This window comes from Pantoea sp. Lu_F5_004 (assembly GCF_051136245.1).
GTDB lineage: Bacteria > Pseudomonadota > Gammaproteobacteria > Enterobacterales > Enterobacteriaceae > Pantoea > Pantoea agglomerans.
Genome location: NZ_CP194946.1, coordinates 38,589 through 63,271, shown reverse-complemented (window position 1 = coordinate 63,271; position 24,683 = coordinate 38,589). Strand labels below are relative to the sequence as shown.

The 24,683-nt window shown below is 54.7% G+C and carries 23 protein-coding genes; 20 read left to right on the top strand and 3 right to left on the bottom strand.

The genetic code is table 11. The annotated features are described in order from the left end of the window. Positions 1-194 precede the first annotated feature (194 nt). From atpI to ACR8BN_RS00220, 17 genes are all read left to right on the top strand, one after another. Positions 195-575, top strand: coding sequence for a F0F1 ATP synthase subunit I (gene atpI, locus ACR8BN_RS00300; protein ID WP_010258861.1), 381 nt, complete (start codon positions 195-197; stop codon positions 573-575). A gap of 8 nt (positions 576-583) precedes the next feature. Next, positions 584-1,402: a F0F1 ATP synthase subunit A gene (gene atpB, locus ACR8BN_RS00295; protein WP_010258863.1), complete on the top strand. Its 819-nt coding sequence runs from the start codon at positions 584-586 to the stop codon at positions 1,400-1,402. Between the two features lie 105 nt (positions 1,403-1,507). Next, positions 1,508-1,747, top strand: a complete 240-nt coding sequence (gene atpE, locus ACR8BN_RS00290) for a F0F1 ATP synthase subunit C (protein ID WP_003849523.1) — start codon at positions 1,508-1,510, stop codon at positions 1,745-1,747. Between the two features lie 105 nt (positions 1,748-1,852). Next, the gene (gene atpF / locus ACR8BN_RS00285) at positions 1,853-2,323 is read left to right on the top strand and encodes a F0F1 ATP synthase subunit B (protein WP_003849528.1); all 471 of its coding nucleotides are present in this window, start codon (positions 1,853-1,855) and stop codon (positions 2,321-2,323) included. A gap of 14 nt (positions 2,324-2,337) precedes the next feature. Continuing rightward, positions 2,338-2,871: a F0F1 ATP synthase subunit delta gene (gene atpH, locus ACR8BN_RS00280; protein WP_003849530.1), complete on the top strand. Its 534-nt coding sequence runs from the start codon at positions 2,338-2,340 to the stop codon at positions 2,869-2,871. Between the two features lie 14 nt (positions 2,872-2,885). Next, positions 2,886-4,427, top strand: coding sequence for a F0F1 ATP synthase subunit alpha (gene atpA / locus ACR8BN_RS00275; RefSeq protein ID WP_010258868.1), 1,542 nt, complete (start codon positions 2,886-2,888; stop codon positions 4,425-4,427). Positions 4,428-4,479: 52 nt separating this feature from the next. Further along, positions 4,480-5,346 carry a F0F1 ATP synthase subunit gamma gene (gene atpG / locus ACR8BN_RS00270; protein ID WP_031590993.1) on the top strand — a complete coding sequence of 289 codons (867 nt, stop codon included), beginning with the start codon at positions 4,480-4,482 and terminating at the stop codon, positions 5,344-5,346. A 30-nt stretch (positions 5,347-5,376) separates the two neighbouring features. Then, positions 5,377-6,774 (top strand): F0F1 ATP synthase subunit beta, encoded by a 1,398-nt coding sequence (gene atpD / locus ACR8BN_RS00265; RefSeq protein WP_010258870.1) that lies wholly within the window; start codon positions 5,377-5,379, stop codon positions 6,772-6,774. Positions 6,775-6,798: 24 nt separating this feature from the next. Beyond that, a complete protein-coding gene (locus ACR8BN_RS00260) occupies positions 6,799-7,218 on the top strand; it encodes a F0F1 ATP synthase subunit epsilon (RefSeq protein WP_031590994.1) in 420 nt (139 codons plus the stop codon). 160 nt (positions 7,219-7,378) lie between these two features. After that, positions 7,379-8,749 (top strand): bifunctional UDP-N-acetylglucosamine diphosphorylase/glucosamine-1-phosphate N-acetyltransferase GlmU, encoded by a 1,371-nt coding sequence (gene glmU, locus ACR8BN_RS00255; RefSeq protein ID WP_031590995.1) that lies wholly within the window; start codon positions 7,379-7,381, stop codon positions 8,747-8,749. Between the two features lie 154 nt (positions 8,750-8,903). Further along, positions 8,904-10,733: a glutamine--fructose-6-phosphate transaminase (isomerizing) gene (glmS, locus tag ACR8BN_RS00250; RefSeq protein WP_010672188.1), complete on the top strand. Its 1,830-nt coding sequence runs from the start codon at positions 8,904-8,906 to the stop codon at positions 10,731-10,733. A gap of 165 nt (positions 10,734-10,898) precedes the next feature. After that, entirely contained in the window at positions 10,899-11,942 is a 1,044-nt protein-coding gene (gene pstS, locus ACR8BN_RS00245) for a phosphate ABC transporter substrate-binding protein PstS (protein WP_010258875.1), read from the top strand. An 87-nt stretch (positions 11,943-12,029) separates the two neighbouring features. After that, positions 12,030-12,992, top strand: a complete 963-nt coding sequence (gene pstC / locus ACR8BN_RS00240) for a phosphate ABC transporter permease PstC (RefSeq protein WP_022624789.1) — start codon at positions 12,030-12,032, stop codon at positions 12,990-12,992. Then, positions 12,989-13,879 carry a phosphate ABC transporter permease PstA gene (gene pstA, locus ACR8BN_RS00235; RefSeq protein ID WP_010258878.1) on the top strand — a complete coding sequence of 297 codons (891 nt, stop codon included), beginning with the start codon at positions 12,989-12,991 and terminating at the stop codon, positions 13,877-13,879. Before pstC ends, pstA begins: the two co-directional genes overlap by 4 nt. 44 nt (positions 13,880-13,923) lie before the next feature. Next, complete coding sequence (gene pstB / locus ACR8BN_RS00230; protein ID WP_010258879.1) at positions 13,924-14,697, top strand: phosphate ABC transporter ATP-binding protein PstB; 774 nt, start codon at positions 13,924-13,926, stop codon at positions 14,695-14,697. Positions 14,698-14,714: 17 nt separating this feature from the next. Next, on the top strand, positions 14,715-15,449 hold the full coding sequence (phoU, locus tag ACR8BN_RS00225; RefSeq protein WP_009088225.1) for a phosphate signaling complex protein PhoU: 735 nt from the start codon (positions 14,715-14,717) through the stop codon (positions 15,447-15,449). Positions 15,450-15,556: 107 nt separating this feature from the next. After that, complete coding sequence (locus ACR8BN_RS00220) at positions 15,557-16,795, top strand: MFS transporter (protein WP_115758633.1); 1,239 nt, start codon at positions 15,557-15,559, stop codon at positions 16,793-16,795. Positions 16,796-17,153: 358 nt separating this feature from the next. Here ACR8BN_RS00220 and ACR8BN_RS00215 read toward each other — a convergent pair whose 3' ends face one another. From ACR8BN_RS00215 to xylA, 3 genes are all read right to left on the bottom strand, one after another. Continuing rightward, positions 17,154-17,402: a hypothetical protein gene (locus tag ACR8BN_RS00215; protein WP_083070454.1), complete on the bottom strand. Its 249-nt coding sequence runs from the start codon at positions 17,400-17,402 to the stop codon at positions 17,154-17,156. Positions 17,403-17,786: 384 nt separating this feature from the next. Continuing rightward, the gene (gene xylB, locus ACR8BN_RS00210; RefSeq protein WP_083070453.1) at positions 17,787-19,229 is read right to left on the bottom strand and encodes a xylulokinase; all 1,443 of its coding nucleotides are present in this window, start codon (positions 19,227-19,229) and stop codon (positions 17,787-17,789) included. Positions 19,230-19,246: 17 nt separating this feature from the next. Beyond that, positions 19,247-20,569 carry a xylose isomerase gene (gene xylA / locus ACR8BN_RS00205; protein ID WP_003849568.1) on the bottom strand — a complete coding sequence of 441 codons (1,323 nt, stop codon included), beginning with the start codon at positions 20,567-20,569 and terminating at the stop codon, positions 19,247-19,249. A gap of 344 nt (positions 20,570-20,913) precedes the next feature. On the opposite strand from xylA, the gene xylF reads away from it, so the two are divergent. From xylF to xylH, 3 genes are read left to right on the top strand one after another with little or no spacing between them, the layout of a single operon-like run. Beyond that, complete coding sequence (gene xylF, locus ACR8BN_RS00200) at positions 20,914-21,906, top strand: D-xylose ABC transporter substrate-binding protein (RefSeq protein WP_010258888.1); 993 nt, start codon at positions 20,914-20,916, stop codon at positions 21,904-21,906. Between the two features lie 28 nt (positions 21,907-21,934). Continuing rightward, complete coding sequence (locus ACR8BN_RS00195; RefSeq protein WP_031591001.1) at positions 21,935-23,455, top strand: xylose ABC transporter ATP-binding protein; 1,521 nt, start codon at positions 21,935-21,937, stop codon at positions 23,453-23,455. Beyond that, the gene (gene xylH, locus ACR8BN_RS00190; RefSeq protein ID WP_031591003.1) at positions 23,448-24,632 is read left to right on the top strand and encodes a xylose ABC transporter permease XylH; all 1,185 of its coding nucleotides are present in this window, start codon (positions 23,448-23,450) and stop codon (positions 24,630-24,632) included. Before ACR8BN_RS00195 ends, xylH begins: the two co-directional genes overlap by 8 nt. The last annotated feature ends 51 nt before the right edge of the window (positions 24,633-24,683 follow it).

The window sequence follows — 24,683 nt, the reverse complement described above, 5'->3', positions numbered from 1 at the left end:
GCAGGGTAATCTTTGGAAAAATAGCCCTCCGGAAAGAAATTTAAATAATTGTTCACCTTTTCGCTACTTACCGATTGAAATCGCAGGTGCGGCCCGTATAATTTGCACGGCTTTTGCTGCTTGACTCAACTGCGCAAAGGCAGTCTTATACGACACGCGACATACCCCTAACGGGGCAGGAGAGTATCAGCGTCATGTCAGTGTCTCTTTACAGTGTAAAATACGCCCGAACGGTGCTGATGATTCAGCTGGTGACGATAGTCATCATCGGTGCACTCTTTGCTCTTAAAGATGTCATCTGGGGTCTCTCTGCTCTTGCTGGCGGTGCGGCAGCCTGGCTGCCAAACGTATTGTTTTTGTTTTTAGCCTGGCGCCTGCAGGGGCAAACCCCAGCTTCGGGGCGAGTCGCGTGGAGCTTCGCTTTGGGTGAAATAGCCAAAGTGTTTGCGACCATCATTTTGCTCATTGTGGCGTTGGGTCTATTCGGAGCGGTTTTCTGGCCGGTCGGAATAACCTGGTTATCGGTGCTGGTGGTACAAATGCTGGCACCGGCGGTAATTAACAACAAAGGGTAAGAGGCATCATGGCTGCAGGAGAAATCTCTACTCCGCAAGAGTACATTGGTCACCACCTGACTCATCTTCAGTTGGACCTGCGTACCTTCGAGATAGTGAATCCGCACGACGCTCCCGCGACGTTCTGGGTATTAAATATCGATTCCATGTTTTTCTCTATGGTGCTGGGAATCATCTTCCTGGTGTTGTTCCGTAGTGTGGCGAAATCTGCCACCAGCGGTGTGCCAGGGAAAATGCAGGCGGCTATCGAACTGGTTGTCGGTTTCGTCGATAGTAACGTGCGCGACATGTATCACGGTAAGAGCAAACTTATCGCCCCGCTGGCTCTGACAATCTTTGTCTGGGTCTTCCTGATGAACTTCATGGATCTGCTGCCAATCGACTTGCTGCCATATATTGGCGAGCACGTATTGGGGTTACCGGCGCTGCGCGTCGTACCATCTGCAGACGTGAACATCACGCTATCTATGGCGTTGGGCGTATTTATTTTGATTCTGTTCTACAGCATCAAAATGAAAGGCATTGGCGGCTTCACTAAAGAGCTGACGCTGCAGCCTTTTAACCACCCGATCTTCATCCCGATCAACCTGATTCTGGAAGGTGTGAGCCTGCTGTCTAAGCCTGTATCACTGGGTTTACGACTGTTCGGTAACATGTATGCGGGTGAACTGATCTTTATCCTTATTGCCGGTCTGTTGCCGTGGTGGTCGCAGTGGGTGCTGAATGTGCCGTGGGCCATTTTCCACATCCTGATCATTTCGCTACAGGCTTTCATTTTCATGGTCCTCACGATTGTCTATCTGTCGATGGCATCTGAAGAACATTGATTTTTTTCTCAACACTACTTTCCCTCTTGATTTCGGGTTGCAGCGCACACCGCTGAAGCCCGGAAGATGAAGGGAGCATTTAACTGAAACAAACTGGAGACTGTCATGGAAAACCTGAATATGGATCTGCTGTACATGGCTGCCGCTGTGATGATGGGCCTGGCGGCAATCGGTGCTGCGATCGGTATCGGCATCCTCGGAGGAAAATTCCTGGAAGGCGCTGCTCGTCAGCCTGACCTGATTCCTCTGCTGCGTACGCAGTTCTTTGTTGTAATGGGTCTGGTGGATGCAATCCCGATGATCGCTGTTGGTCTGGGTCTGTACGTGATGTTTGCTGTCGCCTAAAGCCCTGTGTTCACTCAGCGCACAATGTGCAAGGGTGAACGGATTCTGCCGCTTATCGTTGATAACGGCAGAAAAGTTAAATACTCAATCTAGAGGCATTGTGCTGTGAACATTAATGCAACAATCCTCGGCCAGGCTATCGCGTTCATCCTGTTTGTCGCGTTCTGCATGAAGTACGTATGGCCGCCGCTCATGGCTGCTATCGAAAAGCGCCAGAAAGAAATTGCTGAAGGCCTTGCTTCTGCTGAACGTGCAAAGAAAGATTTGGATCTCGCGCAGGCTAATGCGACCGACCAGCTGAAAAAAGCCAAAGAAGACGCTCAGGTCATTATCGAGCAAGCGAACAAGCGTCGCGCGCAGATTCTGGACGAAGCCAAAACCGAAGCTGAAAACGAACGTAATCGCATCGTGACACAAGCGCAGGCTGAAATTGACGCTGAACGCAAACGTGCGCGTGAAGAACTGCGTAAGCAGGTCGCGTTGCTGGCTATGGCTGGCGCCGAGAAGATCATCGAACGCTCCGTGGATGAAGCTGCTAACAGCGACATCGTTGATAAACTGGTCGCTGAACTGTAAGGAGGGAGGGGCTGATGTCTGATCTGATTACTGTAGCTCGCCCCTACGCCAAAGCAGCTTTTGACTTTGCTGTTGAGCATCAAAGTATTGAACGCTGGCAACAGATGCTGGCGTTTGCCGCAGAAGTGGCTCGCAATGAACAGATGGCTGATCTTCTCTCAGGTGCATTAGCACCCGAAGCGCTGGCAGCGTCGTTTAACGCAGTCTGTGGTGATCAACTGGATGAACCCGCGCAGAACCTGATTAAGGTGATGGCGGAAAACGGACGTTTGACAGCGCTTCCGGCTGTACTGGCCCAATACATCGAACTGCGTGACGCTCATGAAGCCACCGCTGAAGTTGATGTTATCTCCGCCAGTACGCTGAGTGACGACCAGCTGAATAAAATCAGCGCCGCGATGGAAAAACGTCTGTCACGCAAAGTTAAGCTGAATTGCAAAATTGATAAGTCTGTGATGGCAGGCGTGATCATCCGTTCGGGTGATCTGGTTATTGATGGCAGCGTACGCGGCCGTCTTGACCGTCTGGCTGACGTCTTGCAGTCTTAAGGGGACTGGAGCATATGCAACTGAATTCCACCGAAATCAGCGAACTGATCAAGCAGCGCATTGCTCAGTTCAATGTCGTGAGTGAAGCTCACAACGAAGGTACGATTGTTTCTGTAAGTGACGGTATCATCCGCGTACACGGCCTGGCCGATGTCATGCAGGGTGAGATGATTGCCCTGCCGGGCAACCGTTACGCTATCGCCCTGAACCTCGAGCGTGACTCGGTTGGTGCAGTGGTGATGGGCCCTTACGCTGACCTCGCCGAAGGCATGAAGGTTAAGTGTACTGGCCGTATTCTTGAAGTACCGGTAGGCCGTGGCCTGCTGGGCCGCGTAGTGAACACCCTGGGTGCTCCTATCGACGGTAAAGGCGCAATCGACAACGACGGTTTCTCACCGGTTGAAGTCATTGCACCTGGCGTTATCGATCGTCAGTCAGTCGACCAGCCGGTTCAGACCGGTTATAAGTCGGTCGATGCGATGATTCCAATCGGTCGTGGCCAGCGTGAGCTGATCATCGGTGACCGTCAGACCGGTAAAACCGCGATGGCGATCGATGCGATCATCAACCAGCGCGACTCAGGCATCAAGTGTGTCTACGTTGCGATTGGTCAGAAAGCCTCAACCATCTCTAACGTGGTTCGTAAGCTGGAAGAGCATGGCGCACTGCAGAACACCATTGTTGTTGTGGCGTCTGCTTCTGAATCTGCTGCACTGCAGTATCTCTCTCCGTACGCAGGCTGTGCGATGGGCGAATACTTCCGTGACCGCGGTGAAGATGCGCTGATCGTATACGATGACCTTTCTAAGCAGGCTGTCGCGTACCGTCAGATTTCTCTGCTGCTGCGCCGTCCACCAGGTCGTGAAGCATTCCCTGGCGACGTGTTCTATCTCCACTCCCGTCTGCTGGAACGTGCATCACGCGTAAGCGCTGATTATGTAGAGCGTTTCACCAATGGCGCAGTGACAGGTAAAACCGGTTCACTGACCGCGCTGCCGATCATCGAAACCCAGGCGGGCGACGTTTCTGCGTTCGTTCCGACCAACGTAATCTCGATTACTGATGGTCAGATCTTCCTGGAATCGAACCTGTTCAACTCCGGTATTCGTCCGGCCGTTAACCCAGGTATTTCGGTATCCCGCGTAGGTGGTGCTGCACAGACCAAGATCATCAAGAAACTGTCCGGTGGTATCCGTACCGCGCTGGCACAGTATCGTGAACTGGCGGCATTCTCGCAGTTCGCCTCTGATCTGGATGATGCAACCCGCAAACAGCTGAGCCACGGTCAGAAAGTGACCGAGCTGCTGAAGCAGAAACAGTATGCGCCGATGTCTGTTGCGCAGCAGGGTCTGGTTCTGTTCGCTGCAGAGCGTGGCTATCTGAACGACGTTGAACTGGCAAAAATTGGCAGCTTCGAAGCTGCACTGCTGGCCTTCGCCGATCGCGACCACGCTGAGCTGATGGCTGAAATCAACCAGTCGGGTAACTTTAATAACGATATCGAAGCCAAGCTGAAAGGCCTGGTCGAGACGTTTAAAGCAACCCAGTCCTGGTAATGTCTGGCGGCTTGTCTGAAAAGGCAGGCCGCAAGGCTTTGAGGAGAAGCTAATGGCCGGCGCAAAAGAGATACGAAGCAAGATTGGAAGCGTGAAAAACACGCAGAAGATCACCAAAGCGATGGAAATGGTCGCCGCCTCCAAGATGCGTAAAACGCAGGAACGCATGGCGGCCAGCCGTCCGTATGCAGAAACCATGCGCAAAGTGATTGGTCACCTTGCGTTGGGTAATCTGGAATACAAGCACCCTTACCTGGAAGAGCGCGACGTGAAGCGCGTCGGCTACCTGGTCGTTTCAACTGACCGCGGGCTTTGTGGTGGTTTGAACATTAACCTGTTCAAAAAGTTACTGGCGGATATGAAGTCCTGGTCCGATAAAGGCGTGCAGAGCGATCTGTCGATTATCGGTTCAAAAGGGGCATCATTCTTTAATGCTGTGGGTGGCAACATTGTGGCGCAAGTCAGCGGCATGGGCGATAAACCTGCTCTGTCTGATCTGATTGGCCCGGTAAAAGTGATGTTGCAGGCTTATGATGAAGGCCGCATTGACAAGCTGATGATCGTCAATAACAAATTCAATAACACCATGTCTCAGACTCCGACCATCACCCAACTGCTGCCGTTACCGCCAGCGGAAGGTGAAGAAGAGATGAAGGCGAAGACCTGGGATTACCTGTATGAACCCGATCCGAAAGCGCTGCTGGATACCCTGCTGCGTCGTTATGTCGAATCGCAGGTTTATCAGGGTGTGGTGGAAAATCTGGCCAGTGAGCAGGCCGCACGTATGGTGGCGATGAAAGCCGCAACCGATAACGGCGGAAATCTGATCAAAGAGCTGCAGTTGGTGTACAACAAAGCTCGTCAGGCCAGCATCACCCAGGAACTTACCGAGATTGTCGGTGGAGCCTCCGCGGTTTAACCAGGTTTGGAATTAGGTAGAGGATTCAAGATGGCAACTGGAAAGATTGTCCAGATTATCGGCGCCGTTGTTGACGTCGAATTCCCTCAGGACGCGGTACCGCAAGTGTACAGCGCCCTCGAGGTTATGAATGGTGATGCGCGTCTGGTGCTGGAAGTTCAGCAGCAGCTCGGCGGCGGCGTAGTACGTACCATCGCAATGGGTACGTCTGACGGCCTGAAGCGTGGTCTGAGCGTCAACGACCTGCAGAAACCGATTCAGGTACCCGTCGGTAAAGCGACCCTGGGCCGTATCATGAACGTTCTCGGCGAGCCAATCGATATGAAAGGCGAGCTGAAAGAAGAAGATGGCAGCGCAGTAGAGATCGCCTCTATTCACCGCGCCGCCCCTTCTTATGAAGATCAGTCTAACTCGCAGGAACTGCTGGAAACCGGCATCAAGGTTATCGACCTGATGTGTCCGTTTGCCAAAGGCGGTAAAGTCGGTCTGTTCGGTGGTGCGGGTGTAGGTAAAACCGTCAACATGATGGAACTGATCCGTAACATCGCGGCTGAACACTCAGGTTACTCAGTGTTTGCCGGTGTGGGTGAGCGTACTCGTGAGGGTAACGACTTCTACCACGAAATGACTGACTCTAACGTTATCGATAAAGTTGCACTGGTCTATGGCCAGATGAATGAGCCGCCGGGTAACCGTCTGCGCGTAGCACTGACCGGTCTGACCATGGCGGAAAAATTCCGTGATGAAGGCCGCGACGTTCTGCTGTTCATCGATAACATCTACCGTTATACCCTGGCCGGTACAGAAGTTTCTGCACTGCTGGGTCGTATGCCATCTGCGGTAGGTTACCAGCCAACGCTGGCAGAAGAGATGGGTGTGTTGCAGGAGCGTATTACCTCCACCAAGACCGGTTCAATCACCTCCGTACAGGCCGTTTACGTCCCTGCGGATGACCTGACTGACCCATCACCAGCAACCACCTTTGCGCACTTAGACTCAACGGTAACGCTGAGCCGTCAGATCGCCTCTCTGGGTATCTACCCGGCCGTTGACCCGCTGGACTCTACCAGCCGTCAGCTGGATCCGCTGGTTGTCGGTCAGGAGCACTATGATGTTGCACGTGGCGTTCAGTCACTGCTGCAGCGTTATCAGGAACTGAAAGACATCATCGCCATCCTCGGTATGGATGAGCTGTCTGAAGAAGACAAACTGCTGGTGGCACGTGCGCGTAAGATTCAGCGCTTCCTGTCTCAGCCGTTCTTCGTTGCAGAAGTATTCACCGGTTCACCGGGCAAATACGTGACGCTGAAAGACACTATCCGTGGCTTTAAAGGCATCATGGAAGGTGAGTTTGACCACCTGCCAGAGCAGGCCTTCTACATGGTTGGCGCCATCGAAGAAGCCGTGGAAAAAGCGAAGAAACTGTAATAACGGTTTCCCGGGAGGAAGATTATGGCTATGACTTATCACCTGGATGTGGTCAGCGCAGAGGAGCAGTTGTTCTCTGGTCTGGTACAGAAAATTCAGGTGTCAGGTAGCGAAGGTGAACTGGGGATTTTCCCTGGCCATGCGCCGCTGCTGACTGCCATTAAGCCTGGAATGATCCGTATCGTGAAACAGCATGGCGAAGAGGAGTATATCTACCTCTCTGGCGGCGTGCTGGAAGTGCAACCGGGCAGCAGCACCGTTCTGGCCGATACCGCTATCCGCGGTACCGATCTGGATGAAGCGCGCGCTCTGGAAGCAAAACGCAAAGCAGAAGACCATATGAACAGCAGCCACGGCGACGTGGACTATGCTCAGGCCTCTGCCGAGCTGGCGAAAGCCATTGCTAAACTGCGCGTGATCGAACTGACCAAAAAAGCGATGTAATCCAGCTTTATGCGTCATGAAATGCCAGCCCTCGGGCTGGCATTTTTTTTGTCTGCTGCGCCTGATCTGCCTGTCCGCCTAATTTCGGCCTGAGAAAAATGTAGTAATCTCAATCCCAAACCGTTTTACTTTCACCCGTAAAAATTCACTCAGGATAGTTATGTCTAACAGTGCGATGAGTGTGGTGATCCTTGCTGCTGGCAAGGGCACCCGTATGTATTCCGATCTGCCTAAAGTTCTGCATACGCTGGCAGGCAAACCCATGGTTCAGCATGTGATTGACGCGGCTAAGGGGCTGGGTGCACAGCAGGTTCATCTGGTTTATGGTCACGGCGGCGATCGCCTGAAGGCGACCCTCACTGACAGCACGCTCAACTGGGTGCTGCAGGCCGAGCAGCTCGGCACTGGCCATGCGATGCAGCAGGCAGCGCCCGCATTCGCTGATGATGAAGATATCATGATGCTTTACGGCGACGTGCCGCTCATCTCTCAGGCGACACTACAGCGACTGCGCGAAGCCAAACCGCAGGGCGGCATTGGCTTACTTACCGTGGTACTGGACGACCCAACCGGTTATGGCCGCATTGTGCGTGAGAACGACACCATCACCGGTATTATCGAACAGAAAGATGCCAGCCCGGCACAGCTCACCATTAAAGAGATTAACACCGGCATTCTGATCGCCAACGGCGGCGATTTAAAACGCTGGCTGGCGCAGCTCACCAACAATAATGCGCAGGGTGAGTATTACATCACCGATATTATCGCGCTGGCGCATCAGGAAGGTCGTGTGATCAACGCGGTTCATCCTGCACGCATCAGTGAAACTGATGGCGTCAATAACCGGCTGCAGCTGGCGACATTAGAGCGCACTTACCAGGCTGAACAGGCGGAAAAACTGCTGCTGGCTGGCGTGATGCTGCGCGATCCGGCCCGTTTTGACCTGCGCGGGACGCTGACGCACGGGCGGGATGTTGAAATTGACACCAACGTCATTATTGAAGGCCAGGTCACGCTGGGTGCACGCGTCAGAATCGGCGCAGGCTGCATTATCAAAAACAGCGTGATTGGAGATGACTGTGAAATCAGTCCCTATTCGGTGATCGAGGATGCGAATCTCGCCACTGCCTGCACCGTCGGACCTTTTGCCCGTCTGCGTCCTGGCAGCGAACTGGCCGATGCCGCCCACGTGGGCAACTTCGTCGAAATGAAGAAAGCGCGTCTGGGCAGAGGATCGAAAGCGGGGCACCTCTCCTATCTCGGTGATGCGGAGATTGGCGACAACGTAAATATCGGTGCAGGCACCATTACCTGCAACTACGACGGTGCGAACAAATTCAAAACCGTGATTGGCGATGATGTGTTTGTGGGCTCAGATACCCAGCTGGTGGCGCCGGTCAGCATCGCGGCAGGGACCACCATTGCGGCGGGCACGACCATCATGAAAGATGTGACCCAGGCCGGTCTGGTCTATAACCGTAAAGAGCAGAATCATAAAGCGGACTGGCAGCGTCCGGTGAAGAAAAAATAAATTTTTAACGGCCCGCTTTAATGCGGGCCGATGCAGTGCAGTGCCAAAACTATAATCCCCACTCTCTACAAGGCTCGGGGAACCGGCAAAGCCGGATATCAGGTCGCATGACAACAGAAGTGGCGAAAAGCCATGTAGTCAGGAAAACATCATTATGTGTGGAATTGTTGGTGCAGTAGCGCAACGTGATATCGCAGAGATTCTGCTGGAAGGTCTGCGTCGTCTTGAATATCGCGGATATGATTCGGCCGGTCTGGCCGTGGTCGATCGTCAGGGGCACGTCACGCGCCTGCGGCGTTTAGGGAAAGTGCAGAAACTGGCGGAAGCCGCTGAGCAGCAACCGCTGATTGGTGGCACCGGCATCGCGCACACGCGCTGGGCTACCCATGGCGAACCGTCGGAAGCGAACGCGCATCCGCACGTCTCAGAGCACATCATCATCGTGCACAACGGCATCATTGAAAACCATGAGCCATTGCGCGCTGAACTGATCGCGCGCGGTTACGTCTTTGCCTCTGAAACGGACACCGAAGTGGTGGCGCATCTGGTTCACTGGGAGCAGAAGCAGGGCGGTTCGCTGCGTGAAGTGGTGCTGCGTGTGATTCCGCAGCTGCGCGGTGCCTATGGCATGGTGATCATGGACAGCCGCGATCCGTCACTGCTGGTGGCGGCCCGTTCCGGTAGCCCACTGGTGATTGGTCGTGGCATGGGCGAAAACTTTATCGCCTCGGATCAGCTGGCTCTGCTGCCGGTGACCCGTCGGTTCATCTATCTGGAAGAGGGTGATATCGCCGAGATCAGCCGTCGCGATGTCACGGTGATCGACCGTGAAGGCAACACCGTGACCCGTGCCGAGATCGAATCGAACCTGCAATATGACGCCGGTGACAAAGGCATTTACCGTCACTACATGCAGAAAGAGATCTACGAACAGCCCATGGCGCTGAAAAGTACCCTGAGCGGTCGGTTCAGCCAGGGTCAGGTTGATCTCAGCGAACTGGGCGCGGGCGCAGAAGCGCTGCTGAGCCAGGTTGAGCATATCCAGATTATCGCCTGCGGCACCTCCTATAACTCCGGCATGGTGTCACGCTACTGGTTTGAGTCGCTGGCAAACCTGCCCTGTGATGTCGAGATTGCCTCGGAGTTCCGCTATCGCAAATCAGCCGTTCGCAAAAACAGCCTGCTGATCACCCTGTCGCAGTCGGGTGAAACGGCAGATACCCTGGCGGCGCTGCGTCTCTCTAAAGAGCTGGGCTACCTGGGCTCGCTGGCGGTCTGCAACGTGGCCGGTTCGTCACTGGTGCGGGAATCTGACCTGGCACTGATGACCAAAGCGGGCACCGAAATTGGCGTCGCCTCTACCAAAGCGTTCACCACCCAGTTAGCGGTGCTGCTGATGCTGGTGGCGAAACTGGGCCGTCTGAAAGGGATGTCTGCCGAGACTGAACATGAGATCGTTCATGCACTGCAGGCGTTGCCGAACCGGATTGAGCAGATGCTGGCGCAGGATAAGCTGATTGAAAATCTGGCAGAAGGCTTCTCTGACAAGCATCACGCACTGTTCCTGGGTCGTGGCGATCAATATCCGATTGCCATGGAAGGGGCGCTGAAGCTCAAGGAGATCTCCTACATTCATGCGGAAGCCTACGCCGCAGGCGAGCTGAAACATGGCCCGCTGGCGCTGATTGATGCGGACATGCCGGTGATCGTGGTGGCACCTAACAACGAACTGCTGGAGAAGCTCAAATCCAACATCGAAGAGGTACGCGCACGCGGTGGCCTGCTTTATGTCTTTGCCGATCAGGATGCGGGCTTCAGCGACAGTGACGGAATGAAGATTATCCCGTTGCCGCATGTCGAAGAGGTCATTGCGCCCATCTTCTACACGGTGCCGCTACAGCTACTCTCCTATCACGTCGCCCTGATCAAAGGGACCGACGTCGATCAGCCACGTAACCTGGCAAAATCGGTTACTGTGGAATAACCGGGTGGGCCCCGTCGCGGGCCCACTTTGCTCCGGCCCTTTGTCATATAACTGTCATATTTCGTACATTTCACTGTCATCAAACTGTCCTATTTTCCCTCCTGCAGCAATCACAGATTCTTACTAAAACGGCCCCAAGCCTGACTTTTCTCCCCTGGAGGGAATATGACACTGATGCGTAGCACCGTAGCCCGAATCCTCGCCACCACCTTCGCCGTAAGCGCGGTATCTGCTTTTGCGGCAACCGATCTCACTGGCGCAGGCGGGACGTTCCCGGCGCCGGTTTATGCCAAGTGGGCAGCAGAATATCAAAAAGCCACCGGTAGCAAAGTTAACTACCAGGGTATCGGTTCATCTGGCGGCGTGAAACAGATCATCGCCAAAACCGTCGATTTCGGTGCATCCGATGCGCCAATGAAAGATGAAGATCTGCAGAAAAATGGCCTGTTCCAGTTCCCGACCGTGATCGGTGGCGTGGTACTGGCGGTTAACCTGCCGGGTATCAAGTCAGGTCAGCTGACGCTGGATGGCAAAACCGTCGGTGATATCTACCTTGGCACCATCAAAAAGTGGAACGACCCGGCGATTGCCAAACTTAACCCAGGCGTGAAACTGCCAGAGACCAACATCAACGTGGTACGTCGCGCTGATGGTTCAGGCACCTCGTTCGTCTTCACCAGCTATCTGGCGAAAGTGAACCCGGACTGGAACAGCAAAATTGGTAAAGGTAACACCGTTAACTGGCCGGTCGGTCTGGGCGGTAAAGGCAACGACGGCGTCGCCGCCTTTGTTCAGCGTCTGCCGGGTTCAATCGGCTACGTGGAGTACGCCTACGCTAAACAGAACAACCTGACCTACACCAAACTGATCGATGCTGATGGCAAAGCGGTTGCCCCAAGCGAAACCAGCTTCAGTAATGCCGCGAAAGGCGCTGACTGGAGTAAATCGTTCGCGCAGGATCTGACCTTCCAGAAGGGCGCTGATGCCTGGCCAATCTCGTCAACCACCTTTATTCTGATCTACAAAGATCAGGCTAATGCGGCCAAAGGCGCTGAAGTACTGAAATTCTTCGACTGGGCTTACAAAAGCGGCAGCAAAACCGCCACAGCGCTGGATTATGCTGCGCTGCCAGAGAGCGTGACTGAACAGATTCGCGCCGCCTGGAAAGCCAACATCAAAGACAGTTCTGGTAAAGCGCTTTATCAGTAATTGACCGACCCTGACCGGACAGCAGTCCGGTCAGACTCAACGGGCGGCGTCATGCCGTCCTGATAACTTCTGAAGACTGAGACTTCTATGGCTGCAACGAAGCCGGCATTCAAAGCCCCAGGCAAACAAGGTGACAGAATTTTTGGCGCGCTGGTCAGGCTGGCTGCGCTGATTGTCCTGTTACTGATGGGCGGCATTATTGTCTCCCTGATCATCTCCTCGTGGCCCAGCATCCAGAAGTTTGGTTTCGCCTTTTTGTGGACCAAAACCTGGGATGCGCCCAACGAACAATTTGGTGCACTGGTACCGATCTACGGCACCCTTGTGACCTCCATTATTGCCCTGATTATCGCAGTACCGGTGAGTTTTGGTATCGCGCTGTTCCTGACCGAACTTGCGCCAGGCTGGCTGCGTCGCCCGCTGGGCACCGCCATTGAGCTGCTGGCGGCCATTCCCAGTATTGTTTATGGCATGTGGGGTTTGTTTGTTTTCGCGCCGCTGTTTGCCGAATACTTCCAGACACCGGTCAATGACGTGCTATCGGGCATTCCGATTGTCGGCGAGCTTTTCTCCGGCCCCGCTTTCGGTATCGGCATCCTTGCGGCGGGTGTGATTCTGGCGATCATGATCATCCCTTACATCGCCTCGGTCATGCGCGACGTCTTTGAGCAGACCCCGGTGATGATGAAAGAGTCAGCCTACGGCATCGGCTGCACCACCTGGGAAGTGATCTGGCGCATCGTACTGCCCTTTACCAAAAATGGCGTGATTGGCGGCGTGATGCTCGGACTGGGTCGTGCGCTGGGTGAAACCATGGCGGTGACTTTTATTATCGGCAACACCTACCAGCTCGACAGCCCGTCGCTGTTTATGCCGGGTAACAGCATCACCTCGGCGCTGGCCAACGAGTTCGCTGAAGCCGAATCGGGCGTGCATGTCGCCGCGCTGATGGAGCTGGGACTGATCCTGTTTGTGATTACCTTTATCGTGCTGGCGATTTCAAAGCTGATGATTATGCGGCTGGCGAAAAGTGAAGGAGCTCGCTCATGACCACAATTGAAATTCAGGCGCGCGCCGAACTGGACGCATCACGCCGCAAAATGCAGTCCTGGCGCAGCACTAAAAATAAAATTGCGCTGACGCTGTCGCTGCTGACCATGGCTTTTGGCCTGTTCTGGCTGGTGTGGATCCTGTTCACCACCGTATCGCGCGGCGTGGATGGGCTCTCCTGGTCACTGTTCACCGAATCAACGCCGCCACCCAATACTGCGGGCGGCGGGCTGGCTAACGCCCTGGCGGGCAGCGGATTACTGATTTTCTGGTCTACCTTCTTCGGCACACCGCTGGGCATCATGGCGGGTATCTATCTGGCGGAATATGGGCGCAAGTCGCCACTGGCAGAAGTGATCCGCTTTATTAACGACATTCTGCTTTCGGCACCCTCGATTGTGGTCGGCCTGTTCGTCTACACCCTTGTGGTGTCGCAGATGCAGCACTTCTCCGGCTGGGCCGGGGTGATTGCGCTGGCGCTGCTGCAGGTGCCGATTGTGATTCGTACCACCGAAAATATGATGCGACTGGTGCCAGACAGCATGCGTGAAGCGGCTTACGCGCTGGGTACGCCCAAGTGGAAGATGATCGCGTCTATCACCCTGAAAGCGTCGGTCTCCGGCATCATCACGGGTGTGCTGCTGGCGATTGCCCGCATTGCAGGTGAAACGGCACCGCTGCTGTTTACGGCGCTCTCGAACCAGTTCTGGAGCACCGACATGATGCAGCCGCTGGCGAACCTGCCGGTCACCATCTTTAAGTTCGCCATGAGCCCGTTCGCAGAATGGCAGAGCCTGGCCTGGGCGGGCGTGCTGATTATTACCCTGTGCGTGCTGGTGCTGAACATCGTGGCGCGGGTGATTTTCGCCAAAGGTAAACACGGTTAATTTCCGGCGCGGCCCTGTGCGGCGCCGTATAAGAGAGATGAATTATGAGTATCGCGACAGCATCAGCCGATAAAATTCAGGTCCGTAATCTGAACTTCTATTACGGCAAATATCATGCGCTGAAGAACATCAATCTGGATATCGCTAAGAATCAGGTGACCGCGTTTATCGGGCCATCGGGCTGTGGTAAGTCGACCCTGCTGCGGACCTTCAACAAAATGTACTCGCTCTATCCTGACCAGCGGGCTGAAGGGGACATTCTGCTGGATGGCGAAAATATTCTGGCGACTCAGCAGGATATCGCGCTGCTGCGCGCCCGGGTCGGCATGGTGTTTCAGAAGCCTACGCCGTTCCCGATGTCGATCTATGACAACATCGCCTTCGGCGTTCGCCTGTTTGAAAAGCTGTCGCGTGCCGATATGGATGCGCGCGTACAGTGGGCACTGACCAAGGCGGCGCTGTGGAATGAAACCAAAGACAAGCTGCATCAGAGCGGTTACAGTCTCTCCGGCGGCCAGCAGCAGCGGCTGTGCATTGCCCGCGGTATCGCGATTCGCCCGGAAGTGTTATTGCTGGATGAGCCCTGCTCTGCGCTTGATCCTATCTCCACCGGCCGTATTGAGGAGCTGATCACCGAGCTGAAACAGGATTACACCGTGGTGATCGTGACGCACAACATGCAACAGGCTGCACGCTGCTCTGACCATACGGCTTTCATGTATCTGGGCGAACTGATTGAGTTCAGCGATACCGACACGCTGTTCACTAAACCCGCCCAGAAGCAAACCGAAGATTATATAACTGGCCGCTACGGCTGATCTGACAGGAGATCGACATGGATAATCTTAATCTGAATAAGCACATCTCCGGTCAGTTCAATGCCGAGCTGGAGCATATCCGTACCCAGGTGATGATTATGGGCGGTATGGTCGAGCAGCAGCTGACTGATGCGATTACCGCCATGCATAATCTGGATGGCGAACTGGCGCAGCGGGTGATCGACGGCGACCAGAAGGTCAATATGATGGAAGTGGAGATTGATGAAGCCTGCGTGCGCATCATCGCCAAACGTCAGCCAACCGCGATCGATTTGCGACTGGTGATGGCGATTATCAAAACCATTTCTGAGCTGGAGCGCATTGGCGACGTGGCGGAGAAGATCAGCCGCACGGCGCTGGAGAAGTTTGGTCAGCAGCATTTGCCGCTGCTGGTCAGCCTTGAGTCACTGGGTCGTCACACCGTGCAGATGCTGCATGATGTGCTGGACGCTTTTGCACGCATGGATCTCAATGAAGCGATCACTATCTACCGTGAAGATAAAAAGGTGGATAAAGAGTATGAAGGCATTGTGCGTCAGCTGATGACCTACATGATGGAAGATCCGCGCACCATTCCCAGCGTGCTGACGGCGCTGTTCTGTGCCCGCGCCATTGAGCGTATCGGCGATCGTTGCCAGAACATCTGCGAAATCATCTTCTATTTCGTCAAAGGTCAGGATTTCCGTCACGTTGGCGGTGACCGGCTCGATGAATTACTGTCGGGCGATGACGGCAGCAACAGACCTTCCTGATAAATCTTCTTCCTGCGCCTGATCGGCGCAGGGATAAGCCTTTTCAATTGGTCACATCCTGAACTCTCTCTATAATTGCGGCACTTTTCATTATGAGGTGCGCAACAATGTCCCCTTCTCCCCAATCTAAGCCCGGCGTAACGCCAGGCAAAGCGATGCTGGCTGCGGTCAGCGGTTATGCCATGGATGGATTTGACCTGCTGATACTCGGCTTTATGCTGCCGGCTATCAGTGTTTCGCTGGCGCTCAATCCATCGCAGGCGGGATCGCTGGTGACCTGGACGCTGATTGGCGCGGTTATCGGTGGCATTGTGTTTGGTCATCTCAGCGATCGCTATGGTCGCATCCGCATGCTCACCGTCACGATTCTGGTCTTCTCGGTCTTTACCGGGCTGTGCGCGGTGGCGCAGGGCTACTGGGATCTGCTCGCCTGGCGAACGCTGGCGGGTGTCGGTCTGGGTGGCGAATTTGGTATCGGTATGGCGCTGATTGCCGAAGCCTGGCCTGCTGAGAAGCGCAACCGCGCATCAGCGTGGGTCGGCATCGGCTGGCAACTCGGGGTGCTGATGGCGGCCTTTATCACACCGCCGCTGCTGACTATCATCGGCTGGCGCGGCATGTTTCTGGTCGGCTTGTTGCCTGCGCTGGTCTCGTTTGCCATTCGTCGCGGCATGGGTGAACCGGAGGCGTATCAAAGGCAGGTTAAACATGTGCCGTCACTCTCTTTTCCGGCGCGCCTGAAACTGCTGGTGCGCGATCGCGCCACCGCCAAAGCCAGCCTGGGCATTTTTATCCTCTGTTCAGTACAGAACTTTGGTTACTACGGGCTGATGATCTGGATGCCGAGTTACCTCTCCTCCAGCTTTGGCTTCAGCCTGACGAAGTCGGGCCTCTGGACCGCGGTGACCGTGGTCGGGATGACCTTTGGCATCTGGCTGTTTGGCATACTGGCCGACCGCTTCGCACGCTGGAAAATCTTCCTGCTCTATCAGTTTGGCGCAGTAGTGATGGTGGTGGTTTATGCTCAGCTGCGCGACCCGAACATCATGTTATTTACCGGCGCGATCATGGGGATGTTTGTTAACGGCATGATTGGCGGCTATGGTGCGCTGATTTCCGATACCTTCCCGCCGCAGGTGCGTGCCACCGCGCAAAACGTCCTGTTCAACCTTGGCCGCGGTGTGGGCGGCTTCGGCCCGGTGGTGATTGGTCTGCTGGCGAGCCAGTTCTCGTTTACGGCGGCAATTACCCTGCTGGCGCTGATTTATCTGCTGGATATTGCGGCGACGCTGTTCCTGCTGCCGAAGAAACAGGGTCAGGAAGATACGCTGGGCGCGATTGGCTGATGCTGCCGTGAGAGTGATGCTGGGATACTCGTGATCCCAGCAATTATGGATCAGTGACACTTCTGCTATTAGCGTTTTCATCACCTGAACGCCTGACTTTATGTGACAGATAAAATCCTGGCATAAATTTAACCTGAAAGCGTTATGCTTTAACGCGATAAAAGTAGACGAGTAGTTTTGCTGAACGCTACTGTTAAGTGATACAGGAGAGGCGTGTTTTGCGTTTCAAGGGCATTTAAAACGGGAAGAATCGACCAGGGATGGAATAGTGTTAAATAATAAATCAGGTTGTTATAGTTAGCTTATAACAACCTTAATTATCAGTGTTACCAATCAGATAATGGTGATAATTTATCTATTATGCTGCTGTGTTAAATGAAGACAGAAAGTTATACAGACCTGTCATATGAACAGAGGCGATGCTCAGGCCAAATTGCTTATGGCTCAGTCCGATGGTCTGACCGGTGCTGGTGGAAGCCTCAAGCGCTGTAGTGGTGTCAGTCAGTGCAGTGTTAACATGACCAATCGCCTTATTCAGGCCAGCCAGAAACTCGGTCAGACCAGCGCCGCTCACCATTTCGATTTCGCTGTTATTTAATTCTTTCATTGTTATATCCTTATTTACGTTATCTCCTGAAGTGGAGTGGCTTATTTATAACGCAATCAAAAAATAAGTAAACATCAAATAAATAAAGCGTAATTTTGTCAGCATTAATTGCTAATTAACGGGATTGTGAGATAGTAAAAAATCCATTTTTAAATTCAGGCTGCACAGATATTTTAAAGTAAGTCAATGTTTGTTGCCTGACGCATTTTGTTCTGCGTGAATAATCTTAAAATATTAAAGATCTCTTAGAGAAAAAGGAAATTTTTTATTATTCTGCCTGCAGGTGAAATAAAGAATATGCCTGTCTCTGAAAGTCTGCCCCACCAGGTTAAGTAGGGAGAACCGGACGCGAAGCCTGTTATCAGGCAGAGCGTCCGGGCTTGTTTACTTCATCAGCGGCAGGAGCTGTTGATACAGCGTTGCAAAGGTCTCCCGACGCGGCTGGTAGTGCGCTACCCGGGCGGGATCCGGCTGGTGTCGCTGCACCAGAACCGGGGGCGGCACGGTGACCTCTGCATCCAGCGCCTGCTGTGCCAGCCTTGCGGCCCCCAGCGCCGGGCCAACCTCCCCACCATGGCAGTAGTCGAGCGTCTGGCCACTGATATCCGCCAGCATCTGACGCCACAGTGCACTGCGTGCGCCGCCGCCGATCAACATAATGCTCTTTGGCTGAACGCCGCAGTCGTGCAGCGCGTCCATGCCCTCCGCCAGCGCAAACCCTACGCCTTCCAGCACCGCTCTGGCCAGCTCGGGACGGCCATGCTGGTGGGTAAAACCAAAGAAAGCACCCCGGGCATTCGGGTTATTGTGTGGCGTGCGCTCACCGGAAAGATAGGGCAGAAACCACAGGCCGGGCACGTCATCGCGTGCGCGTTCAGCTTCAGCCAGCAGCTCAGGAACATCACTGCAACCGGTCAGCGTCGCTGCCCAGTCCAGACAGGAGGCTGCGCTGAGCATCACCGACATCAGATGCCAGCGCTGAGGTAACGCATGGCAGAAGCTATGCACAGCGCGCTCCGGATTGCTGAGATAGCCGTCGCTCACCACGAAATAGACGCCCGACGTACCCAGCGACAGCATGCCCTGGCCCGGTTCAGTCATGCCGACACCAATCGCACCCGCAGCATTGTCGCCGCCGCCCGCCGCCAGCGGCACTGCGTTCATCTTCCAGCGTGTGGCCAGTTCAGCATGTAAGGTGCCGGTCAGGGCATTGCCTTCATAGAGTTGCGGCATCTGATCGCGGCTGAGGTCGCAGGCGTGCAGCATCGCATCGCTCCAGTCACGCTGCGCCACATCCAGCCACATTGTGCCTGCTGCATCTGACATATCAGTGGCGAAGTCGCCACTTAATCGCCAGCGCAGGTAATCTTTGGGCAACAGCACGTGAGCAATCTGACTGAATATTGCCGGTTCATGTTGCTGAACCCACAACAGCTTGGGAGCCGTGAAGCCGGGCATCATCAGGTTGCCGGTGATCGCCCGCGAATCCGGCACTTTCTGTTCCAGCTCCCGGCACTGCGCCTCGCTGCGCCCATCATTCCAGAGCATGGCCGGTCGTAATACCTGGTTTGCACTGCCGAGCAGCGTTGCACCATGCATCTGTCCGCTCAGCCCGATGGCCTGCACCGCGCGCAGATCCTGCTGCGCGCTCAGCGCCTGCATGGCCAAATCCAGCGCCTGCCACCAGCTTTCGGGATCCTGCTCGCTCCACAATGGCTGCGGACGCGAAACCTGCAGCGGCGCTGTTTCTGTCGCCACCACGTTGCCTTGTGCATCCATCAGCACCACTTTGACGCCAGAGGTGCCTAAATCGATCCCGATAAACATGCTCTGCTCCTGAAGGGTTAGAAATCAAACAGGTAGTGATTCACCAGATTTTCCAGCTGCTCCTGACGTCCGCTCTGATGCTGCGGATTGAGCTGCTGCTGCTGAGCATGCGCCGCCAGCGCCTCCAGTGAAAACTCACCTTTCAAAATTTGCTGGCCGAACTCACCATTCCAGCCGCTGTAGCGCTGTGCCACACGCTTATCGAGTTCACCATCGCTGATCATGCGAGCGGCGACTTTCAGCGCCAGCGCCATGGTATCCATCGCGCCAATATGACCGTAAAAGAGATCGTATTTATCAGTGCTCTGACGACGCACTTTGGCATCAAAGTTTAAGCCGCCAGTGGTAAAGCCGCCCGCCTTGAGAATTTCGTACATCACCAGCGCATTCTCTTCCACGCTGACCGGGAACTGATCGGTATCCCAGCCGCACTGCGGATCGCCGCGGTTGGCATCCACTGAACCAAAAATGCCCAGCGCAATGGCCGTCGCAATTTCATGATGGAAAGAGTGACCCGCCAGCGTGGCGTGGTTCGCCTCAACGTTAACCTTGATCTCTTTCTCCAGTCCGAACTGTTTCAGGAAGCCATAAACCGTCGCGACATCATAGTCATACTGATGTTTGGTCGGCTCCTGCGGTTTCGGTTCGATCAGCAGCGTTCCCTGGAAGCCAATTTTGTGTTTGTGCTCGACCACCATCTGCATAAAGCGGCCAATCTGCTCGCGCTCCTGGCGCAGATCGGTATTCAGCAGAGTTTCGTACCCTTCGCGTCCGCCCCACAACACATAGTTTTCGCCGCCCAGGGTTTTGGTCGCCTGCATGGCGCTGCAGACCTGCGTCGCTGCCCAGGCAAAGACTTCAGGATCGGGATTGGTGGCAGCCCCGGCTCCGTAGCGCGGATGGGTAAAGCAGTTGGCCGTGCCCCACAGCAGTTTCACGCCGGTCTCCTGCTGTTTCTCCAGCAGTTTATCGGTCATGGCGGCAAAATTCTCTTTGTAGCTGTGCAGCGAATCGCCTTCTGGAGAGACATCAACATCATGGAAGCAGTACCACGGCACATTCAGCTTGTGGAAAAATTCAAAGGCCACATCCGCTTTCAGTTTTGCCTGCTGCAGTGCATCTCCGCTTTTCTGCCACGGACGATCAAAAGCGCCGACACCAAACATATCCGCGCCATTCCAGCAGAAGGTGTGCCAGTAACAGGCGGCAAAGCGCAGATGCTCCGCCATGGTCTTGCCGAGGATCACCTCATCGGGATTGTAGTGGCGGAAAGCGAGAGGATGAGTCGACTGGGTGCCTTCATAACGAACCCGATCGATCTGATCGAAATAAGCGTGCATGGTTTGCTCCTTAGCATCAGTACCCGGATGGCCTGCGTTGAAGCAATATTTGATATTGGCTGCTGTCTCATCTCAATTACGATATTTCACTACGGGTGTCAGATAATTATTATTTGTGCGCTGGCTCGCAAAATAATGTTATTTACGGGGTGGTTTATCATTATCGCTCTCTTGTCCGAAAAAGATGAAACCTCGATCGCGCTCATAAAAAATGAAATAAACCAAAAAACGTAATAGCCGGATAAAAATCAGTAATTGCTGTAACAGGAAAATAAGGGCAACAATTCATCCGCCTGGTTTATAGGCCTGAAACGACAATAGCCTCAACCTACAGGATGATCACAATGAAGATGAAACATGCACTGCTCGCCGCCTGTGCGGCGCTGGCGCTGTTCAGCCAGACCAGCGTGGCAAAAGAAGTGAAGATCGGCATGGCGATTGACGATTTGCGACTCGAGCGCTGGCAGAAAGACCGCGATATTTTCGTAAAACAGGCTGAGACGCTGGGCGCTAAGGTGTTTGTTCAGTCAGCCAACGGCAACGAAGAGACACAGATGTCGCAGATTGAAAATATGATTAATCGCGGTGTCGATGTGCTGGTGATTATTCCCTACAACGGTCAGGTATTGAGTAACGTTGTCGCTGAAGCGAAACGGGAAGGCATTAAAGTGCTGGCCTATGACCGAATGATAAATAACGCCGATATCGACTTTTATATCTCTTTCGATAATGAAAAAGTGGGCGAGTTGCAGGCCGAAAGCATTGTGAAACAGGTGCCTAAGGGTAACTATTTTTTAATGGGCGGATCGCCTGTGGATAATAACGCACGCCTGTTCCGTGCCGGACAGATGAAGGTGTTAAAACCCTATATTGATAACGGCAGCATTAAAATTGTTGGCGACCAGTGGGTCGATGCCTGGCTGCCGGAAAATGCCCTGAAAATTATGGAAAATGCCCTGACCGCCAACGGCAATCATATTGATGCGGTGGTGGCCTCTAACGATGCCACCGCAGGCGGCGCGATTCAGGCTCTGAGCGCGCAGGGGCTGGCAGGAAAAGTGGCGATCTCCGGTCAGGATGCCGATCTGGCAGCCATAAAGCGTATCAAAGCGGGCACCCAGACCATGACGGTTTACAAACCGATCACTGAGCTCGCCACCGAAGCGGCGAAAATTGCCGTCGAGCTGGGCGAGGGCAAAACACCTGCCAGCAACAGCACGCTGAACAATGGTCTGAAAGAGGTTCCGTCACGGCTGCTGAAGCCGATTCCGGTCAACAAAGACAATATTGAAAGCACCGTGGTGAAAGACGGTTTCCACAAACAGAGCGAACTCTGACTGCGCATAGCGTGAGGGAGAACAGTCGATGCTGCTGGAAATGAAAAATATCACCAAACGTTTCGGTGCCGTGAAGGCGCTGAATGATGTCAGCCTGCAACTTGAGGCGGGCGAAGTGATGTCGTTGTGTGGTGAGAATGGATCGGGCAAATCGACGCTGATGAAAATCCTGTGCGGACTCTATCCGCACGGCGATTTTGAAGGGCAGATTCACTTCTCTGGCGACGACATTCAGGCGCAGACCATTCGCGATACCGAGCGTAAAGGCATTGTGATTATTCATCAGGAGCTGGCGCTGGTGCGGCAACTGACGGTGATGGAGAACATCTTCCTCGGTGCCGAACTGAGCCGTTTCGGCATGGTGGATGATGAAACCATGACCCTGCGCTGCCAGCAACTGCTGGCGCGGGTCGGGCTGAACGTCTCTCCCGCCACCCGGGTCGGTGAGTTAGGCCTTGGGCAGCAGCAACTGGTGGAGATTGCCCGCGCACTTAACAAACAGGTCCGGCTGCTGATTCTGGATGAGCCGACCTCTTCCCTGACGGAGCAGGAAACGGACGTGCTGCTCGGCATCATCCGTAATCTGCGTGAACACGGCATCGCCTGCATCTACATCTCGCACAAGCTGAATGAGGTTAAGGCGATCTCCGACACCATCTGCGTGATTCGTGACGGTCAGCATATTGCTACCCGTCCGGCAGCGGGCCTGAGCGAAGATGACATCATCACCATGATGGTGGGGCGTGAGCTGACCGCGCTCTATCCCCACGCGCCGCATCAGATTGGCGACGTGATACTGAAAGTTGAAAACCTCACCGCCTGGCATCCGATCAACCGCCACATTCGCCGCGTTAACAATGTCTCATTCACGCTCAGACGCGGTGAAATCCTCGGCATCGCCGGGCTGGTGGGTGCGGGCAGGACTGAAACGGTGCAGTGTCTGTTTGGCGTCTGGCCGGGGCGCTGGCAGGGCGATATCTGGATCAATGGCAAACCGGTCAACATCACCGATTGCCGCGCCGCCATTGCGCACGGCATCGCTATGGTGCCGGAAGATCGTAAAAAAGATGGCATCGTGCCGCTGATGGCGGTGGGCAAAAATATTACCCTGGCGGCGCTGGACCAGTTCAGCCACCGACTCTCAACGCTGGATGAAGCGCAGGAGCAGCAGGCGATCAACGACGCGATCACCCGCCTGCGGGTGAAAACCTCCTCCTCAGAACTGCCGATTGGTCGTTTGAGCGGCGGCAACCAGCAGAAAGCGATTCTGGCGAAATGTCTGCTGCTCAATCCAAAAATCCTGATCCTCGATGAACCGACGCGCGGCATTGATGTGGGCGCACGTCAGGAGATCTACCTGCTGATCAATGCGCTGGTTCAGCAGGGTATCGCGGTGATTGTGATTTCCTCTGAGCTGCCGGAAGTACTGGGCCTGAGCGATCGGGTGCTGGTGATGCATGAAGGGCAGATCAAAGCCGATTTGATTAACGATAACCTGACTCAGGAGCAGGTGATGGAAGCTGCCCTGCGGAGTGAACATTATGCTTAAAAGTGAAAGTACCCAAAGCCGCCTCGCCGGCACGCCGGGCAAACCGTCACCGGGCAGGTTCACACTGCCCAATCTGCAGGTTCTGGTGATGCTGGGCGCAATTGTGCTGATTGCATTGTTCTTTACCTGGACCACAGACGGCTCGTGGCTCAGCGCGCGTAACGTCTCCAACCTGCTGCGCCAGACTGCCATCACCGGCATTCTGGCCGTGGGTATGGTGTTTGTGATTATCTCGGCGGAGATCGACCTGTCAGTGGGCTCCATGATGGGGTTGCTGGGTGGCGCGGCGGCTATATTCGACGTCTGGCTCGGCTGGCCTCTGCCGCTGACCATCGTGGTAACGCTGGTGATGGGATTACTGCTTGGCACGTGGAATGGCTGGTGGGTGGCCTACCGTAAAGTGCCTTCGTTTATCGTGACGCTGGCGGGGATGCTGGCTTTCCGCGGTGTTCTGGTCGGGATTACTGATGGCACTACGGTTGCGCCGATCACGCCGGGCATGTCGCAGATTGGTCAGAGTTATCTGCCGGGCGGCGTCGGTTTCGGCTTTGGCGTTGCTGGTCTGGCGCTGTTTACGCTGTGGCAGTGGCGGCTGCGGCTGCGTCGTCAGCAGCTCGGACTGGCGCAGGGCGCAGCCAGCGGCACTGTCGGGCGTCAGGCGATCACCGCCATCTTAGTGCTGGGGGCCATCTGGTTGCTCAACGACTATCGCGGCGTGCCGACGCCAGTGTTACTGCTGGCCGTGCTGTTGCTGGCGGGCATGTTTATGGCAACCCGCACCGCGTTTGGCCGTCGTATCTACGCCATCGGCGGCAACATTGATGCTGCGCGCCTGTCTGGCATTAACGTGGCACGTACCAAGCTGGCGGTGTTTGCCATCAACGGTGTGATGGTGGCGATTGCCGGGCTGATCCTCAGTTCACGACTGGGCGCAGGCTCGCCGTCGGCGGGTAACATTGCGGAACTCGACGCTATCGCCGCCTGTGTCATCGGCGGCACCAGCCTGGCGGGCGGCGTGGGTTCGGTTGCGGGCGCAGTCATGGGGGCGTTTATTATGGCCTCGCTGGATAACGGCATGAGCATGATGGATGTGCCGACTTTCTGGCAGTACATCGTTAAAGGCGCGATTCTGCTGCTGGCGGTGTGGATGGATACGGCAACGCGGCGTCGGGTGTAATCGCGCGGGCGATCACATTGTGGCGCAAACAATTTTTTTTGCCCCTTTCAG

What these genes read in the sequence shown, in the direction of transcription:
- atpI (WP_010258861.1), top strand. Translation starts at nt 195, where the DNA reads ATGTCAGTGTCTCTTTACAGTGTAAAATACGCCCGAACGGTGCTGATG.
- atpB (WP_010258863.1), top strand. Translation starts at nt 584, where the DNA reads ATGGCTGCAGGAGAAATCTCTACTCCGCAAGAGTACATTGGTCACCAC.
- atpE (WP_003849523.1), top strand. Translation starts at nt 1,508, where the DNA reads ATGGAAAACCTGAATATGGATCTGCTGTACATGGCTGCCGCTGTGATG.
- atpH (WP_003849530.1), top strand. Translation starts at nt 2,338, where the DNA reads ATGTCTGATCTGATTACTGTAGCTCGCCCCTACGCCAAAGCAGCTTTT.
- atpA (WP_010258868.1), top strand. Translation starts at nt 2,886, where the DNA reads ATGCAACTGAATTCCACCGAAATCAGCGAACTGATCAAGCAGCGCATT.
- atpG (WP_031590993.1), top strand. Translation starts at nt 4,480, where the DNA reads ATGGCCGGCGCAAAAGAGATACGAAGCAAGATTGGAAGCGTGAAAAAC.
- atpD (WP_010258870.1), top strand. Translation starts at nt 5,377, where the DNA reads ATGGCAACTGGAAAGATTGTCCAGATTATCGGCGCCGTTGTTGACGTC.
- ACR8BN_RS00260 (WP_031590994.1), top strand. Translation starts at nt 6,799, where the DNA reads ATGGCTATGACTTATCACCTGGATGTGGTCAGCGCAGAGGAGCAGTTG.
- glmU (WP_031590995.1), top strand. Translation starts at nt 7,379, where the DNA reads ATGTCTAACAGTGCGATGAGTGTGGTGATCCTTGCTGCTGGCAAGGGC.
- glmS (WP_010672188.1), top strand. Translation starts at nt 8,904, where the DNA reads ATGTGTGGAATTGTTGGTGCAGTAGCGCAACGTGATATCGCAGAGATT.
- pstS (WP_010258875.1), top strand. Translation starts at nt 10,899, where the DNA reads ATGACACTGATGCGTAGCACCGTAGCCCGAATCCTCGCCACCACCTTC.
- pstC (WP_022624789.1), top strand. Translation starts at nt 12,030, where the DNA reads ATGGCTGCAACGAAGCCGGCATTCAAAGCCCCAGGCAAACAAGGTGAC.
- pstA (WP_010258878.1), top strand. Translation starts at nt 12,989, where the DNA reads ATGACCACAATTGAAATTCAGGCGCGCGCCGAACTGGACGCATCACGC.
- pstB (WP_010258879.1), top strand. Translation starts at nt 13,924, where the DNA reads ATGAGTATCGCGACAGCATCAGCCGATAAAATTCAGGTCCGTAATCTG.
- phoU (WP_009088225.1), top strand. Translation starts at nt 14,715, where the DNA reads ATGGATAATCTTAATCTGAATAAGCACATCTCCGGTCAGTTCAATGCC.
- ACR8BN_RS00220 (WP_115758633.1), top strand. Translation starts at nt 15,557, where the DNA reads ATGTCCCCTTCTCCCCAATCTAAGCCCGGCGTAACGCCAGGCAAAGCG.
- ACR8BN_RS00215 (WP_083070454.1), bottom strand. Translation starts at nt 17,402, where the DNA reads ATGAAAGAATTAAATAACAGCGAAATCGAAATGGTGAGCGGCGCTGGT.
- xylB (WP_083070453.1), bottom strand. Translation starts at nt 19,229, where the DNA reads ATGTTTATCGGGATCGATTTAGGCACCTCTGGCGTCAAAGTGGTGCTG.
- xylA (WP_003849568.1), bottom strand. Translation starts at nt 20,569, where the DNA reads ATGCACGCTTATTTCGATCAGATCGATCGGGTTCGTTATGAAGGCACC.
- xylF (WP_010258888.1), top strand. Translation starts at nt 20,914, where the DNA reads ATGAAGATGAAACATGCACTGCTCGCCGCCTGTGCGGCGCTGGCGCTG.
- ACR8BN_RS00195 (WP_031591001.1), top strand. Translation starts at nt 21,935, where the DNA reads ATGCTGCTGGAAATGAAAAATATCACCAAACGTTTCGGTGCCGTGAAG.
- xylH (WP_031591003.1), top strand. Translation starts at nt 23,448, where the DNA reads ATGCTTAAAAGTGAAAGTACCCAAAGCCGCCTCGCCGGCACGCCGGGC.